We start from the raw sequence: 15,154 nt of genomic DNA, 5'->3' as shown, positions 1-15,154 counted from the left end.
TCGCCGAAGAGTGATTGCAAACTGCTATGTAGCGATTAAGAATCTCATTGGGGCACTTGATCATATTTACGAGAGAGACACTGAAGTCTCAGAACTCTATTTGTGTAAGTTCTAACTGACCCAGTGGGGTTTAAATGAGAAGAGCCTTGTCTTTACTACAAGGCAGAATTAATAGCCGGTTTGGTGGTGATTGGCAGTCATCTTAAGCTCAATTTACACGCCAGCGTTGTATAGCGTATATTGCTGTCCTCAGTGTAGGAGTCCCGCTATGTTACAACGCCTCCGTCGACCGGAAATTCTGCTGTTGATCCTTGCAGCCTCAATGCCACTTTCTTTTTCTGTCTGGAATACCCTCCTTAATAACTTTGTGATAGCCAAAGCCTCATTTACTGGGGCTGATATTGGCTTGCTGCAAAGTGTGCGGGAAATCCCAGGTTTCCTTGCCTTTACAGTGATCTTTGTTTTGCTGCTTATTCGTGAGCAGCGGTTGGCGCTTCTCTCACTTGTAGCAACCGGGATTGGTGTGATGCTGACCGGTTTTTTTCCATCTCTCACAGGTTTATTACTCACGACATTATTGATGTCGATCGGTTTTCACTTCTATGAAACCCTGCAAACCTCTCTGGCTTTGCAGTGGTTTCCAAAGAAGACTTCGGCAATCTGGATGGGGCGAATGGCTGCAGCTGGCTCTTTTGCCGCATTATTGGCCTATGGGCTAGTTTGGGGCTTGATGGATTTTGGCGGGTTGGACTATTCCTGGGTTTACCTGATTGGAGGAGGGAGCACAGTTATTATTGCCCTGGTGGCCTGGATACTTTTTCCTCAATTTCCCCAGCCCCATAGCCAGAGAAAGCAGTTGGTTGTACGCAAACGTTATTGGCTTTACTACGCTCTGACAATGATGAGCGGTGCACGTCGGCAGATCTTTATTGTTTTTGCTGGTTTTTTGATGGTTGAGAAGTTTGGTTATAGCGTAGGAGAAGTTGCTGCACTTTATACCGTAAACCACCTGTTGAATTTATATATTGCCCCGAAAATTGGCCAGTTTATTGTTCGCTTTGGTGAGCGCCGAATCCTCACTCTGGAATATATTGGTTTAGCACTAGTCTTTGCTGGTTATGCATTGGTGGAGAGCGCGATGATGGCAGCTGCGCTTTATATTATCGATCATCTGTTTTTCTCTATGGCCATTGCCATCAAGACCTATTTCCAAAAGATCGTGGATGAACGTGACATCGCAGCCTCTGCAGGTGTCAGCTTTACCATTAATCATATCGCGGCGGTTATTATCCCCGTTTTGTTTGGTTTGCTATGGCTCACCTCTCCAGCGATGGTTTTCTTTGCTGGATCTTTGATGGCTTTGGTTTCTTTGGGATTGGCTCAGCTGGTACCGGAACACCCCGGACCAGGCAATGAAGCGCGCTTAGGGCAGGGTGTTGCTGCCACATAGTGTTTTTAAGTTTGGATTCTTTGATCGTTATTATGGGTTGTATATGCATCAAATCCTCCTACTCATAGTGCTTGCACTTCCGCTATATGCTTTTGCGTCGCCGGAACAGATTCCTGTGGGTGAGTACCGTATTGAATATGAGATCAAAGGATCTGGTAAGGCTATCCTGTTTTTAGAAGCGGGGGGCTCGGCTGGCATGTCTGACTGGAATCCAATCTATGATAGGTTAGCAGAGCATGCACGAGTTATACGTTACTCGCGTGTTGGCAATGGTAATTCTACAGCCATCAAGAAACATTTTAGCTCTGAGGATTATGCTCAAGGGGCCAAGGCCTTATTGGAGGCTTTGGGGGTTAAAGAGAAAATTACTTATATTGCGCACTCCTATGGCGCTCATGTAGCCCGAACGTTTGCCGCCCAGTACCCTGAAAGAATGGCAGCGTTGATGCTGATAGAGCCTTCTTCTGAGCATGATGTGGATATTATGCGATCTCTGAATTTGGAATTGGCCGAAGAGCAAATTGCTCAGGTAAAACTGGATGATATGAAGAACGGCATGTCGAATCAGTACCTGGATTTTTGGTCTAAACGCCCTTTACCTGACTATCCTCAAATCCCAGATATACCCGTCACAGTAATTGCTTCAATTAAAAAGTATGACAATCCTCCTCTTCTTTTCTTTACTGATGAGGCCCGGGATAGATGGGGGGAGTTACATTCAAATTGGGCCCATGCATTTCCACAGGGGCGGGTTGTTTTGACTGAGAAGAGCTATCACTATCCTCAAAATGATGAGCCAGAAATGGTGGTGAAAGAGATTTTGGCACTCACGTTAAAGGCTTATCCACAAGAATGAAAGTAAAGAAGCTACGCTTTAGACTATCTACTTTTCACGATGAAATGTTCTTTTTTTAAGGTGAGCTGAGCTATCTACCTCATTTAAATCTGTAGCATGAGGCACCTTGGTTTTAGGACGTATATTATGTTAAAAAAAATAATTCTAGCATTTTCTATTGTGGCGGCCTCAGCGAGCACTACCTATGCAGATAGCATTGATGTAGTGCCTGATAACTTATCTGATGAAGAAAAGTTATACGGTCTTTCTTTGTTTTGGAAAGAGGTCAGTTACAATTTTGCTTTCTTCGATCAGGTTCCAGATCTTGACTTTGATGCGAAGTATCGCGAATTTATTCCTCGAGTTTTAGCTACAGAAAACAGCTATGAATACTATCGTGAGTTAAGTCGCTTTAACGCATTGCTTGAGGATGGTCACACCAATGTTTATTTCCCCAAAGATATGCCTGCTAAGTATGTCGGATGGCCGCCTATTCGCCTAAAGGAAGCTGACCAGCAGCCGGTGATAATCGGGGTGGAGAGGAGCTTAGCACCTGAAATTCCTTTGGGGTCAACCATTGTTACTGTAGATGGCCAGGGTGTGCAGGAATACATGAAGGAACAGGTGATGCCTTATATCGCCAGCTCTACCAAACACGTTTTATGGGGTATAGCTGTGCGAGATCTGTTAGACGGCGTTCCGGGTTCCAAAGTTGAGCTCACTATAGAAACCCCCAAAGGTGAAATTAAAAAAGTACAAGTTGAGCGAGATGCGCGTGGGAGGGAGATTGATTACACCTCTATTGCACAACCTCAGTCGAATGGTGAGCCATTTGAGCTTAAGTGGCTTGATGATGATATAGCCTATGTAGCTTTAAATACTTTTGGGAAACAGGCGGTTGTTGAGCAGTTTAAATCTCATTATGAAGATATTGCTAAATCAAAAGGGTTGATAATAGATTTACGCTTTAATGGTGGCGGCAGTACCAGTCACGCAGGAGAGATTATCTCTTATTTGGCTGACCGGGATTTACCAGGCTCTGTCTGGAAGACTCCCAAGCATATCGCAGCCTATAAAGCTTGGGGCGCTTTCGCTGACCAGTTTGAGGAGATGGAAAAATATCGCCCTTATGGGGAGGGGAATGCTTGGGAAGTCGGTGGGGACCCTTCAGAAAAGCTTAAGGCTAAACTGGATAATAATCACATAGTGCCTACTTATGTGCTAATTGGAAGAAATACGGCATCGGCAGCGGAAGACTTCTTAATTTATGCTGACTCACTTGAGCACTTTACCATTGTTGGTGAGCCAACAAATGGTAGTACAGGCCAGCCAGTATTTTTCGATCTTCCTGGAGGTGGTTCTTTTAGGGTTTGTACCAAGCGGGATACCTATCCAGATGGGCGTGAATTTGTTGGCTATGGAGTTAAGCCGGATATTTTGGTCGAGCGTACAGTGGATGGTGTCCGTAGCGGTACGGATATTGTACTCAATAGAGCGGTCAGTGAGCTGAAAGCTAAGTTAAACCTGTAGGTAGAGCTGCAGTCCCGTCGGCAACTTGTGCTATGGGAAATTAATAACAAGTTGTCGGCCTATGCTTATATAACTTGGTAGCACCTTATCATTAGCGTGCCTGGAAGTTATTCGTTAGTGGGGTTGCAATATTTATCTAAACGCGTCACTGGGTCCTTTCGTATCTCCTCAATGACTTTCTTTCAAACAAGTTGTTGCGGCCTGCTTGAAAGTTTTCCTTATAATCCACTAAATTTGGTTTTTGGCATTTACAACAGGCTTTGTTTGCCTGTTGGCCCGCTTACCTGTTTAATGCTGACTTTGGTTTCCGGCGACTACAGGAAAGCGCTTGTCATCGTTTATAAGCCAATTAAGTGGTACGTTAGGGTATCTCTGAAAATTAAGTAACTATAAAAGTAGCTAGGAGTTGTACTTATGGCACAGATCAAAGCTTTGGATAAAAAGGCACACGCCAACCTGAAACTCACCCAGGACATCACTTTTGACCATGTGAGCAGCAATCATATTTTGCCGCTGGTGGTTCAGGAAATTGTTCAGGCGGCCCAGAGCTATCCGATCCTGTTCGTAAAAGACCAGAATACTGAGCAGTTTAAAGTGGTGGCTCTTACAGGCCTGCGTCCCGGTGAAAACCTGTTCTCTGGCGCTGAGGGCTGGAATGGCAGCTACATTCCTCTGCAGGTTCGCACCTACCCATTCGTGCTGGTGAAGAACCCAGAGAACACTGATCAGGCGGTACTGTGTATCGATGAAGACTCCAGTATGTTGAGTGAGTCCGCAGGCGAGGCTCTGTTTGACGGTGAGGGCGAGCAGACTGACTACCTGAAAAACCGCGCTCAGGCGGTGGTAGAAACTGCCCAGCGCGTATCTGTTACCGAGTCGTTTATCGAATTCCTGGTATCCAAAGACCTGCTGACCCAGAAGAAGCTGACTCTGCGTATTACCGAAGAAGATAAGCCCTACGATCTGACTGGTTTCTACGTGATTGACGAAGAGAAGCTGAACAAGCTGTCCGATGAAGACTTCCTGGAACTGCGCAAGCGTGGCGCTCTGCCGGCGATCTACGCTTCCATGATGTCCTCCATGCAGGTTCAGAATCTGATTCGCAAGAAGCGTCTGAACTAATCCTGTACAGCCCGGCAATTGCGGTTGCCGGGCTGCCTGCGCGCATCAGTATTACGAGATGCAGTTATCAGCAGTCATTATCCCTCCTTGATCCCGCCTTGCACTCGTACCACTATTAGCCCCTCTGACGTTTAAGTTCGCGAATAATAAAATGAAATACCTAGCGCGGCTCTCTCTCCGCTACTGGTTTGCCTGGTTGGCGTTATTTTACGGAGTTTGGCTGTTTCTCGTTATGCAGGGCGATAACTTGGCCCTAGCACTGGAGCATTGGTCCATGGCGCTTGCAATGGCGCTCGGCAGCTATGCCGCCGGTTCCACGCCCATGGGTGGAGGCACGGTGGGCTTCCCCGTGTTGGTGCTCTTATTTGATATGCCTGCCAGTCTCGGCCGCGACTTCAGTTTTGCGGTGCAGTCGATCGGTATGGTTAGTGCCAGCCTGTTTATTCTTTGTCGGCAGCAGCCGTTAGCCTGGTCGATGCTACGCGGCGCCTTGCTCGGTTCTTTATTGGCCACTCCTGCGGGCATATTGCTGTTTGCGCCGATGATTTCCGAGCTGTGGGTGAAGCTCTCTTTCGCGGTGCTTTGGGGCAGCTTTGGGATATTTCATTTGTATCGGCTCTCCGAGATCACCGACTGTGAGCACAAGGGTGATCCGCAGTGCCCAACGGATTTTCGTGTAGGTCTTCTGCTTGGGGCTTTTGCAGGCTTCTGTGTGGTCTCGGTAACCGGGGTTGGTGTGGATATGCTGGTGTACGCGGCTTTGGTGCTGCTGAGCCGTGTGGACCTGAAGGTAGCGATTCCCACCTCGGTAGTGATCATGGCCTTCTGCTCTGTACTCGGTGTGCTGGTGAAGTCGCTGGCCGGCGACTGGCAGCCAGGGGTTTTTGGCAACTGGCTGGCAGCGGCGCCGGTGGTGGCCTTGGGGGCACCCCTTGGTGTTTTTGTTGTGAGCTTGCTGGGGCGCAAACCCACCCTGCTAATTGTGGCTCTACTGTGTGTTGTACAGCTTGTGTGGACCTGTGCGTCGGAACGGCAAGCCCTAAGCGGCCTGGGAGGACCTCTAGTGCTATTGGCGTTATTGCTGTGCTTACTGGGATTCGAGTGGCTGCGGGTATTGGGGTTGCGCCGAGAGCTCAGCCGTGGCGCGGCAGCAAATGGGTCTGGTGCAGAGATTAAGGCAGTTGCGATAGAGGAGAGTTTGATACCGGGGGTTAAATAAGGGAGCTTGGCGAGTGCTGGCGCGCGACTGCGCGCCGGCGGCAAAGACTAGATGTTTTGCGATAAAAAATATCAGCTGCTAAGTAATCTGGCTTTGAGTGCTGCCCTGATTCGGGCCTGCGGGATAAATTCTGGAGGATGGCTGGGGCGGAAGGATTCGAACCTTCGCATGACGGGATCAAAACCCGCTGCCTTACCGCTTGGCTACGCCCCAGTTTCAAGGTTCACAAAGAATAGTCTCTGTGATTTGAAATGGTAGCAAGGGGGAGACTCGAACTCCCGACCTCAGCATTATGAGTGCTGCGCTCTAACCGGCTGAGCTACCTTGCCATTTCTTTTGTTGTCTCGGCTGTCCCGAGGGCGCGCATTATTAATCGATGGGCTGGGTGTGTCAACACTTTTTTGTATTCTTTTCAGTTAGTTAGCGATTTTTTCATCTGGAGCCGTAGAGCCCTTGGCGCGATGCCCGGAACGGATAGCGGCGAGGGCGGAACCCAACACCACCGCAGCGGCACCACTCCAGCTGATCCAGTTAAGCGGCTCCACCGCGATGTAATCGGGCCAGATACTGCTCACCAGGGTGCTGAACAGCAGCGTGATTACTGGTACCAGTGACAGAGTGGCACTGACACTGGAGGCTTCCCAGTGCGCCAGGGCCTTGCTAAAGGCGCCATAGGCGATCAGTGTGTTGGCGGTAAGAAATGCAAGTAGCAGCCAGTCCAGCCAGCCCAGATGGGCGACATCCAGTGGATCTGCCATGGGTAGGAAGCACAGGGTGCCAGCAATATAAATCAATACCAGCAAGTCCTGGGGTGTGGCGCGGCTGAGGATTTTCTTCTGGAAAAAGCCATATACCGCCCAGGATACCGCGGCGATCAGGATCAATCCGAGCCCCAGCAGGTAATCACTATCGGCGCCGCTCCCCAGCTCGGCGAGGCGCTGGTTGAAAAATAACAGTAGCCCCATCACCACTAGGGCCACACCGGCCCACTGTCTCGGAGAAAAGCGTTCATTAAGCCACAGAACACTGGAGATCAGCAGTAGTAGCGGGGCCAGCTGGATCACGATCTGTGCCGCACCAGGGGTGATGTGATTTAGGCCGCTGGCATAGGTGAGGTAATTCAACAGCAGCCCGGCCACGGCGAGTAGGGTGAACAGCAGCAGGCTGCGGCTGAACAGTGCCTTTAATTTCAATTGCCGTGCACGCCCGTAGTAGAGTCCCGCCAACAACGCCGCGCCAGCAAAACGATACCAGGTGGCGGTCTCAGGGCTGATGTGTTCCAAAAGGCCTTTGAGGGCGATGGGCAGGGCTGCCCACATAAAGACGGTGGTCAATGCCAAAGGCAGGCCGACTTTCCAGTTTGATTGCGCCATGGATCTTACGCCGCAGAGACAGCCTCCCCGGGGTGGGGAGGCGAAGGATAGATAGCAGGGGGATTAGACGTTGAAGCGGAAGTGAATTACGTCACCATCAGCGACAACATAATCTTTACCCTCCAGGCGCCACTTGCCTGCGTCTTTGGCCCCAGCCTCGCCATTGTGATCGACAAAGTCACTGTAGCTAATCACTTCGGCGCGGATAAAGCCTTTCTCAAAGTCCGTATGGATCTTGCCGGCGGCATTGGGTGCGGTGGCTCCCAGCGGGATGGTCCAGGCGCGCACTTCCTTCACGCCGGCGGTAAAGTAGGTGTGCAGGCCAAGCAGTTGGTAACCGGCGCGGATTACCCGGTTCAGGCCCGGCTCTTCCATACCCAGTTCTTCCAGGAATTCTTGCTTCTCATCGTCGTCCAGTTCGGCAATTTCCGCTTCAAGCTTGTTGCAGATGGGTACCAGTACAGCGTTCTCTTCAGCGGCAATGGCGGCAACGGCGTCCAGGTGCGGATTATTTTCGAAGCCGTCTTCGTGCACGTTGGCAATGTACATGGTGGGTTTCACCGTGAGCAGGCTCAGTTCACGCAGGTCCGTCAGTTCATCTTCGGACAGGCCAAAGGAGCGCAGCGGCTTGGCTTCGTTCAGGTGTGGCAGGATTTTTTCCAGCAGCGCTTTCATCTTGATGGCGTGCTTGTCCTGCCCCTTGGCGGCGCGGGTAAAACGTTGCAGAGCTTTCTCTACGGTGTCCAGGTCGGCGAGGGCCAGCTCGGTGTTGATCACCTCAATGTCGGATACCGGGTGTACCTGGTTGGCAACGTGGATAACGTTGTCGTCTTCGAAGCAGCGCACGACATGGGCGATGGCGTCGGTTTCGCGGATGTTGGCGAGGAATTTGTTGCCCAGACCTTCGCCTTTAGAGGCACCTGCAACGAGCCCAGCGATATCGGTGAATTCCATGGTGGTTGGAATCACTTTCTGGGGCTTGACGATCTCCGCCAGCTTGTCGAGGCGGGGATCCGGCACAGGTACCACACCGGCATTCGGCTCAATGGTGCAGAAGGGGAAGTTTTCTGCGTCGATTCCCGCCTTGGTCAGTGCGTTGAAGAGGGTGGATTTGCCCACGTTAGGCAGGCCGACAATACCGCAAGTAAAACCCATGGTGATATTTTTCCGTTTGCCTGAGGCGCGTAGCGCGCGCTCTGCTAATTGCGTTTGAAGTCCGGTAGTGATTACGCTGGCGGGAGTCTGGGCGGGCTGGGTAGCGCGGCCTCCGAATGATCCGGGCCAGCCGGGAAAATACCGGCAATTTGGCGCAGCACACTATCGAGATTTCCGGGGCAAAAGGCAAGCCGCCCGGTGGGATCTATTTGGCGGTGTGCAGCGTTTTCATGGCTGCGCCCCAGTCGCCGCTGGCGGCGGTGGGCAGCACGTCGATCGAGTGATCGATGGCGTCAGCCAGAGTTTCCTGTTCCGCCCTGGGGGCGCGCTGAAGGACAAAGCGCGCCACCTCGCTAGCGCTACCGGGGTGGCCGATGCCGAGTCGCAGGCGCATAAAGTCCCGGTTGTTGCCCAGAGCGGCAATAATATCCCGCAAGCCATTGTGTCCGCCGTGACCACCGCCAGCTTTCAGGCGCGCGATACCGGGGGCCAGGTCCAGCTCATCGTGAGCGACCAATATGGCTTCCGGGGGAATTTTGAAGAAGTTCGCCAGCGGGCCTACAGCCTGGCCACTGCGATTCATATAGGTGGTGGGAATCAGCAGCCGGACTTCCCGGTTGCCGATCCGCACACGGCCGGTGAGGCCGTGGTATTTGCTGTCGGAGCTGAGCTGAGTGCCGTGGCGGCGTGCCAGTTCGACAACAAAGTCGGCACCGGCGTTATGTCTTGTCCGGTCGTATTCCGGCCCGGGGTTGCCCAGGCCGACAATCAACTGGATCGGAGTATCCGGTGCCGCAGCCAAGGTGATTACTCTTCGCCTTCGCCAGCTTCTTCGGCTTCAGCTTCAACAGCGCCGCGAGGCTTGTGAATAGAAGCTACAACCAGGTTGTGGTCTTCGCCGTGGCTCAGATCCGCAGACTCAACACCTTCCGGCAGTTTCAGGTCGGAGATGTGCAGGATGCCATCCAGTTCCAGGTCCGCCAGGTCTACTTCGATGAACTCGGGCAGTTTACCGGCAGGAGCATTGACTTCCAGCTCGGTCAGGGTGTGAGAAACGATACCGCCGGCCTTAACGCCTTTACAGGTTTCTTCGTTGAGGAAGTGCAGTGGCACTTTCACGTGTACTTTGGTGCTGGCGGAAACGCGCTGGAAGTCAATGTGCAGAAGCAGCTGCTTTGCAGGGTGACGTTGCAGATCGCGCAGAATAACTTTCTCTTCTTTGCCGTCGACGTCGATGGTCAGCATGGAGGAGAAGAAAGCTTCGTTTTCCAGGGCCTTGAACAGGTCCTTTTGCAGTAGGGATACAGACTGCGGCTCAACTTCGCCACCGTAAACGATGCCGGGTACACGGCCTTCCAGGCGACGCAGGCGGCGGCTCGCACCTTTCCCTTCATCGCTGCGGGCAATGGCGTTCAGTTTGATATCAGACATGGGTAAAACCTCGGGTTGTCTGTCCAGAGAGACCTGCGACCGGACCGCTCTGGCGTTAGTGTAAATTGGGCGCTTGCCCAGAAGTAATAGCCCGGCAGTGCCAGGCGGGCGCGTATTCTACGGGAATCAGTCCCAAACGCAAAGTGCCCCGCTGCTGCGGGGCACTTTTCTATTTGCCGATGGAGTCCTTAGCGGAACATCGCAGAGAGGGATTCCTCATTGCTGATACGGCGCATGGACTCGGCCAGCATGGCAGATAAGGTCAGCTGGCGAATTTTTGGAGCCTTTTCCATTTTGTCACCCAGCGGGATGGAGTCGGTAACCACCAGCTCATCCAGAACGGAGTTGTTCAGGTTGCTGATGGCATTGCCGGAAAGTACTGGGTGGGTACAGTAGGCGACAACTTTCTCGGCGCCGTGCTCTTTCAGGGCGTTGGCGGCGTTGCACAAAGTGCCAGCGGTGTCGACCATATCGTCTACCAGCAGGCAGGTGCGGCCACTAACTTCACCGATGATGTTCATCACTTCGGCAACGTTGGCGGCGGGGCGGCGTTTGTCGATGATGGCTAGGTCGCAGTCGAGGCTCTTGGCCACGGCGCGGGCACGAACAACACCGCCAATATCGGGGGATACCACAACCAGGTTCTGGTACTTCTGGCGCTCGATATCGTCGAGCAACACGGAAGAGCCGTAAACGTTATCCACAGGCACATCGAAGAAGCCCTGAATCTGCTCGGCGTGCAGATCGACAGTCAGTACGCGGTCGATACCCACGCTCACCATCATATCGGCAACCACTTTTGCGGAAATTGGTACACGCTGGGAGCGCACGCGACGGTCCTGGCGGGCGTAGCCGAAGTAGGGAACCACTGCGGTAACGCGGCCGGCTGAGGCGCGGCGCAGGGCGTCAACCAGTAGGATTAGCTCCATCAGGTTTCGATTGGTGGGCTGGCAGGTGGATTGCACTACGAAAACGTCGCGACCGCGTACGTTGTCGGTAATTTCAACTGCAATCTCGCCGTCGGAGAAGCGCTTGACCGTGGCTTCGCCCAGGGGGATCGCCATATGGTCGACAATTTTCTGCGCCAGTTCCGGGTTTGCGTTGCCGGTGAAGACCATTAAGTCAGCCACTGCGAGTTCCTTTAATTCTGTCTTGAAGTGAGTTGAAGTGTAGATGCCGGCATAATTTGCTAGCAGTTAGGATGCGATAGCACCACTTTTTATAGGGGGCGATAGAGCGGATAGCGAAGCTGTTAAATGTGCTGGCCGTGGCTCCTGGTCACCCAGGTGGTTGCTTTGATATTCGGAAAGCCTCCGGGTCGACGGCAGGGAGTTGCATGCAAAACTGCCTTCGACATTATTCTTTAGAATTCGGGGATAGGCTTTTTGTAGCCCGCTACGAGTGGCCTCGGCCGGTTGGGTCAGTGTCGACTGAAACATGTCGGAACCGGTTTTTGCTGGTGCCACTGTATAAAAGGAAAATGGCTGGGGCGGAAGGATTCGAACCTTCGCATGACGGGATCAAAACCCGCTGCCTTACCGCTTGGCTACGCCCCAGTATCTTTCCTCAATTGCTTGAGGTTAATTTCGCGAGCTGCTGATGTGTCGGTGAAGTCTGTACACCGGTCGCAACAAAACCCTGCCATTTTCGCGGTAGCCTGGCAAGTGCCGATCGGGCTGCTTGCTCAGTTTCGAAGGCGGCAAAAACGCAACCTCCGGTGCCGGTGAGTTGTGCTGGCGCAAATTGCTGCAGCCACTCTCGGGCATCGCGAACTTCAGGGTAGAGACTCTCAACAAGTTCCTGGCAGTCGTTACCGGAAAAAGCTTCCAGCTTTTTACTGCTGAGTGGCGTTTCATTGAGCTGCCCCTCGCGAAGGGCCGCTAATGTAATTGCGTCGGAATCTCTTGTCAAACGGGAATCGGAAAAAATTTTTGCGGTACTCACCTGGCAACCGGGAGCAAGGACTAAATAGTGGCGTTTTTCTGTGCAAAGTGGTGTGAGTTTTTCTCCAACACCTTCGGCCCAGGCGGTGTGCCCTCGCACAAATACTGGAATATCTGCGCCGAGTTGCCGGCCAAGCTCTGCGAGGGTATCGATGGATAGATTGCACTGCCACAGATAGTTGAGACCGAGCAGAGTAGTGGCTGCGTCGCTACTGCCGCCGCCGATACCGCCACCGTGTGGCAACTTTTTACTCAGGCGGATATCTGCACCGGGAAGCGATTTATTCTGCCACTGCATATTTTGACGCAGCAGCAGAGCTGCGCGATAGACCAGGTTGTCCTGCTCGGGAACATCCAAAGCGCCTGCATCCACACGGATAATGCCGTCGTCCCGCAGGGAGAACTCAAGACTGTCGCCATAATCGAGTATTTGAAAGAGAGTTTGTAGTTCATGGTAACCGTCGGGGCGACGGCCGAGTATACGCAGAATCAGGTTGAGTTTTGCGGGGGCGGGTAAGGTCAGCATGCGGGAATGTTGGGCCGGTTAATTCTGTTGGGCGCATCATACCCGCATGCCGGGGCTTCGGCATTTAAAAAGCCCAGTCCTTAATTACCAGAGTGACTTGTACCGGCCCGGCGGCACCGTTGGTCTGGGCTTTAATACGTGTGGGAAGTAAGTAAGGGCCGTTTTGGCGATAATCGCTGAACCGCAAGGACCAGCCGGATTGTTGCAGGCTCTGTAGCTCGCCCTGGCCGTTGTGTTTTTCAGCGCCTCTTGGCCCAGGCGCGGGAAGACCGCGTACCCAGTAGAACATTTCCCTAGCCGGCAGCGGCCAGCCCAGAGTTTGCTGAGTGAGTTGGGCGGCATCGCGGGCGACTACCGGCGCTTCATTGCCGCGCACCAGGCTGACACCGCCAGCGGAACCGGAAATTATCGTGGTACCAGCACCCAAGGGGCCGCTTAGGTGAATACGAAAATTTTGCGGGCCACTCTGTTGCCAGGTCAAATTGGCACTGCCGTTATCTGCCGGAGAGCGCACTCCGAGTTTTCCTTTGATAGTCCACTGCTTGAGTTGGGCTACCGAGGTGGGAGCTGCAGTTTCGCCGGGGGGCTCCTGAGCAACGGGCTCTTTGGTCTTTTGGCCAGCACAGGCGGAGATCAGCAGAGTCAATGCTGTTGCCAGGAGTAAATAAAACTTACGGGTAGCGGCGTCAGTTGTCGGATACATGTTGTTCCAGTGTTTCTTTGATTTGCAGTCGTTTCATCGCAGCCGGAATAATTTTGCTCTCTGGATTGGCGGCCAGCCCATCGTTCCAGACTTTGAGGGCCGCTTCGCGATCCCCCTGGACCCAGAGCACCTCACCCAAGTGGGCAGAGATTTCGTGATCCGGCAGTTTTTCCAGGGCTTTGCGCAAATATTTTTCCGCGTCGCGATAATTCCCCAGACGGTACTGCACCCAGCCCATACTGTCGATAATGGCTGGATCCTCCGGTTCCAGCTCCAGAGCCCGGCTGATAAGTTGCAGGGCTTCCTGGCGGCGGGTCTCATCGTCGATCAGTTTGTAGCCCAGTGCATTTAATACCGTGGCGTTATCCGGGTCGCGTTCCAGTAGTGTACGCAGGTCCTTCTCAAACGCTGCGGCATTGCCCAGCTGGTCGTTGAGCAGGGCGCGGCTATACATCAGGCGGCCGCTGTTATTCAGTTTAGAAATGGCCTGGTCTGCCACTTGTAGGGCCATCTGTGGCTCACCATTCCTGCGCAGCAGTTCGACCTCCATCAGGAAAAAATGTTCTACCTGTCCGGGGTGCCGCTCTCGCAACTTGGCAAACCACAGGCTGTTCTCACGGTGTTTACCGCTGGCTGCGAGTAGCTTGGTGCCCTTGGTGATGGCTTCCACGTAATCGTTGCCGGGCTGCACTTGTTGGAAGTGAGCGGCGGCAGTGTCGTTGTTCCCCCGCTTCTGCGCGAGGCCGCCCAGGTAAAAGTGTGCCGCCGATTCGTGTTGTTTTAGTTCCAGTAGACGGTCGAGCAGGGGTTTGGCTTCACCGAGCTGGTTGGTTTCATAGTGAATCAACGCCAGGGATAAAATCAGGTTGCCGTCCTCTGGACGCTGTTTAACTAATTCGGCGAATTGTTGGCGAGCAAGATTGAGGTCTTCGCGAATAAGCAGGCGCGCGTATTGTAGGCGCAGGCGGGTTTCCTCTGGATAAATTTTGACTAAATTTTCCAATAATTGAATGGCTTCGTTGCGCCTATCCAAGTCCACCAAAAGATGGCTTTGTAGCAGTGGTGCATCGATTTGTTCGGGGTGTTGTTCCTGAATGTGGCGTACCAGTGCGAGGGCGCGCCTGTACTGCTTCGCATCACGCAATACCATGGCATAGGCCATAACGACTTCATCGTTATTGGGGTAAACCTCAGCCAGCCGGGCAAATTCAGCACGAAGTTGTTCATCGAGTTGTTGATGGCCGATGGCGGTGGCGGCGAGAGATTGCATCGGTGCTTTGCCGCCGAGAGCGAGCGCTCTCTCAGCGTGTTTCATGGCCTCTAAAAACTCTCCAGACAAGGTGAGCTCTGCGGTCAGTGCCAGTTGGGCATCCGCATTGTCCGGCTCCAGCTCAGCCCACAACTGTGCCGAACGCAGTGCGGCCTGACGCGCATTGAGAAAGCGCGCGATGCGGGTTGCACGCGCTGCCACGCCCGCATCTTTAGTAACTTCAGCCTGGTGGTAGTAGTTGGCCAGGGCCACATCGTACTGTTCGCGAATACCGGCGACTTCGGCTACCAACAGTGTGTAAAACGTATCTATGGGGAAGCTGCGCGATGCATCCTCCCCGGCGGCGGCCGCCCCTTCATCGCGGTGCTGCTCCCGAGCTGAAGGCTCGGTTTCCTCATTGGTTGCCGTTTCAGGCGGCATTTGGGCGCAGGCACTCAGTAGATAGGCGAGGGATAGGCAGAGCGCACCGAGTGATAGAGTTTGGTTTTTGAGGAGGGGGAGCGGACGACGGGGTGGAAGCATAGATCGTATCCATACATGGCTGCTACTGGGATGCAGTGTCAGAGTGGCGTGTTTTAAACGTTTATCGCCATATAA

At 53.0% G+C, this 15,154-nt stretch carries 13 protein-coding genes and 3 tRNA genes; 5 read left to right on the top strand and 11 right to left on the bottom strand.

The annotated features are described in order from the left end of the window. Nucleotides 1-268 precede the first annotated feature (268 nt). The 5 genes from ACJJH9_RS14880 to ACJJH9_RS14860 all read left to right on the top strand — a co-directional run bounded on the left by ACJJH9_RS14880 (nucleotide 269) and on the right by ACJJH9_RS14860 (nucleotide 6,156). Nucleotides 269-1,450: an MFS transporter gene (locus ACJJH9_RS14880; protein ID WP_444886992.1), complete on the top strand. Its 1,182-nt coding sequence runs from the start codon at nucleotides 269-271 to the stop codon at nucleotides 1,448-1,450. 43 nt (nucleotides 1,451-1,493) lie between these two features. Beyond that, nucleotides 1,494-2,306: an alpha/beta fold hydrolase gene (locus ACJJH9_RS14875; protein WP_444923234.1), complete on the top strand. Its 813-nt coding sequence runs from the start codon at nucleotides 1,494-1,496 to the stop codon at nucleotides 2,304-2,306. 126 nt (nucleotides 2,307-2,432) lie between these two features. Next, a complete protein-coding gene (locus tag ACJJH9_RS14870; protein ID WP_444923233.1) occupies nucleotides 2,433-3,815 on the top strand; it encodes a S41 family peptidase in 1,383 nt (460 codons plus the stop codon). Nucleotides 3,816-4,229: 414 nt separating this feature from the next. After that, the gene (locus ACJJH9_RS14865; protein WP_444884007.1) at nucleotides 4,230-4,937 is read left to right on the top strand and encodes a SapC family protein; all 708 of its coding nucleotides are present in this window, start codon (nucleotides 4,230-4,232) and stop codon (nucleotides 4,935-4,937) included. 151 nt (nucleotides 4,938-5,088) lie between these two features. Next, complete coding sequence (locus ACJJH9_RS14860) at nucleotides 5,089-6,156, top strand: sulfite exporter TauE/SafE family protein (protein ID WP_444923232.1); 1,068 nt, start codon at nucleotides 5,089-5,091, stop codon at nucleotides 6,154-6,156. A 138-nt stretch (nucleotides 6,157-6,294) separates the two neighbouring features. Here the strand turns inward: ACJJH9_RS14860 and ACJJH9_RS14855 are convergent. The 11 genes from ACJJH9_RS14855 to ACJJH9_RS14805 all read right to left on the bottom strand — a co-directional run bounded on the left by ACJJH9_RS14855 (nucleotide 6,295) and on the right by ACJJH9_RS14805 (nucleotide 15,079). Then, nucleotides 6,295-6,369, bottom strand: a tRNA-Gln gene (locus ACJJH9_RS14855). 39 nt (nucleotides 6,370-6,408) lie between these two features. Then, nucleotides 6,409-6,485: transfer RNA gene (locus ACJJH9_RS14850), tRNA-Met, on the bottom strand. An 87-nt stretch (nucleotides 6,486-6,572) separates the two neighbouring features. Further along, nucleotides 6,573-7,529 carry a DMT family transporter gene (locus tag ACJJH9_RS14845; RefSeq protein WP_444923231.1) on the bottom strand — a complete coding sequence of 319 codons (957 nt, stop codon included), beginning with the start codon at nucleotides 7,527-7,529 and terminating at the stop codon, nucleotides 6,573-6,575. A 63-nt stretch (nucleotides 7,530-7,592) separates the two neighbouring features. Continuing rightward, nucleotides 7,593-8,684, bottom strand: coding sequence for a redox-regulated ATPase YchF (gene ychF / locus ACJJH9_RS14840; RefSeq protein WP_252083035.1), 1,092 nt, complete (start codon nucleotides 8,682-8,684; stop codon nucleotides 7,593-7,595). A 205-nt stretch (nucleotides 8,685-8,889) separates the two neighbouring features. Continuing rightward, complete coding sequence (pth, locus tag ACJJH9_RS14835) at nucleotides 8,890-9,486, bottom strand: aminoacyl-tRNA hydrolase (RefSeq protein ID WP_444884009.1); 597 nt, start codon at nucleotides 9,484-9,486, stop codon at nucleotides 8,890-8,892. 5 nt (nucleotides 9,487-9,491) lie between these two features. Beyond that, the gene (locus tag ACJJH9_RS14830; protein ID WP_252083033.1) at nucleotides 9,492-10,115 is read right to left on the bottom strand and encodes a 50S ribosomal protein L25/general stress protein Ctc; all 624 of its coding nucleotides are present in this window, start codon (nucleotides 10,113-10,115) and stop codon (nucleotides 9,492-9,494) included. Nucleotides 10,116-10,303: 188 nt separating this feature from the next. After that, the gene (locus tag ACJJH9_RS14825) at nucleotides 10,304-11,233 is read right to left on the bottom strand and encodes a ribose-phosphate pyrophosphokinase (protein WP_286037025.1); all 930 of its coding nucleotides are present in this window, start codon (nucleotides 11,231-11,233) and stop codon (nucleotides 10,304-10,306) included. Between the two features lie 363 nt (nucleotides 11,234-11,596). Continuing rightward, nucleotides 11,597-11,671 (bottom strand) — tRNA-Gln (locus ACJJH9_RS14820). 10 nt (nucleotides 11,672-11,681) lie between these two features. Next, nucleotides 11,682-12,584: a 4-(cytidine 5'-diphospho)-2-C-methyl-D-erythritol kinase gene (gene ispE, locus ACJJH9_RS14815; protein WP_444923230.1), complete on the bottom strand. Its 903-nt coding sequence runs from the start codon at nucleotides 12,582-12,584 to the stop codon at nucleotides 11,682-11,684. Between the two features lie 64 nt (nucleotides 12,585-12,648). Next, the gene (lolB, locus tag ACJJH9_RS14810; protein WP_252083030.1) at nucleotides 12,649-13,287 is read right to left on the bottom strand and encodes a lipoprotein insertase outer membrane protein LolB; all 639 of its coding nucleotides are present in this window, start codon (nucleotides 13,285-13,287) and stop codon (nucleotides 12,649-12,651) included. Beyond that, the gene (locus tag ACJJH9_RS14805) at nucleotides 13,271-15,079 is read right to left on the bottom strand and encodes a tetratricopeptide repeat protein (RefSeq protein ID WP_444923229.1); all 1,809 of its coding nucleotides are present in this window, start codon (nucleotides 15,077-15,079) and stop codon (nucleotides 13,271-13,273) included. Before ACJJH9_RS14805 ends, lolB begins: the two co-directional genes overlap by 17 nt. Nucleotides 15,080-15,154 lie beyond the last annotated feature (75 nt).

The sequence above is a fragment of the Microbulbifer mixtoriginis (SeqCode) genome (assembly GCF_052466715.1).
The sequence above is the reverse complement of the archived record's forward strand: the minus strand, read 5'-3'. Positions and strand labels throughout refer to the sequence as shown.